Annotated in this window: 2 protein-coding genes; one reads left to right on the top strand and one right to left on the bottom strand. The window is 69.0% G+C overall.

What is annotated here, in order from left to right; genetic code table 11:
• A partial coding sequence (locus AC1D1G_RS45560) for an anti-sigma factor domain-containing protein (RefSeq protein WP_477956981.1) occupies nt 1–354 on the top strand: 354 nt, incomplete at its 5' end.
• Here the strand turns inward: AC1D1G_RS45560 and AC1D1G_RS45555 are convergent.
• Nucleotides 331–759, bottom strand: a complete 429-nt coding sequence (locus AC1D1G_RS45555) for a hypothetical protein (protein ID WP_477956980.1) — start codon at nt 757–759, stop codon at nt 331–333. The two genes, AC1D1G_RS45560 and AC1D1G_RS45555, sit on opposite strands and share 24 nt — an antisense overlap.
• Between the last annotated feature and the right edge of the window lie 141 nt (nt 760–900).

The following is a 900-nucleotide window of genomic DNA, read 5'->3' as shown; positions in this document are numbered from 1 at the left end:
CTGGTGGCCGGCGGGTTCTTCCTGCGAGGGGGCACCTCGACAGCCCCGCCCGGGCAGCCGGTGGCATTCACGGTGCTCGCCGCAGGTGTGGACGCCTCCGCGCGGGTGGAGAACCGGGCGTGGGGAACCGGAATCAGCCTCGACGTCGCCGGACTCCCGCAGGGCCGCACGTACAACGTCTGGCTCCAACGCTCCGACGGAAGTCGCATGAATGCTGGCAGTTTCATCGCCGGCGGCGACAAGACGATGTCGATGCAGTTGGCGGTGGGGCTGCCGATGTCGGATGCGGCGATGCTCGGGGTGAGTGCCCCGGGCGACGACCGGCCCCTGCTACAAGCGCCACTGCGGTCCTGACCGACGCCAATTCTCGTGGACGACTCTGAGGAGCCGGCCGTCGCGAGCCACGACCCGTCCGGCCCGCACCACCGTGTCCCGACGGGGGACGTCGACGACGATCTGCGGCACGCATTCTCCGTCCAGCAACATGAAGTCGGCGGGTGAACCCGGTTGCAGGTCGGCCCGCGGCAGCCCCATGGCGGCAGCACCGCCGTCGGCGGCGAGTTCGAAACACGCCTCGAGATCCTCGTCGAGGCGTGCGTCGAGTGCCCAGGCGAGTAGCCACGCGAAGGCACGAGACCCGGACGGAGCGGAAGAACTGGCCCGCCGACACGTCGTGGGTACCCGGGTTGAAGCCGTCCGCTCCCTGGCCGCCGAGACCGGGACGACCTGAGGCGCCCCAGGTAGCACGCGGGCGACCACGGTCTCTCCTACGACTGCGAGATTCGAACGTACCTGGTTACCCGATCAGGGCCACCAAATCTACTCGTCGCGAATGTTTCGCATCCGCCGACGACGCTCGTGCCGAGTCGCTCGTGTGAGAATGCCGGCGCGGGTATTCGC

This window comes from Rhodococcus sp. P3_B8 (genome assembly GCF_056402775.1).
This window is presented reverse-complemented; position numbering and strand designations above follow the sequence as displayed.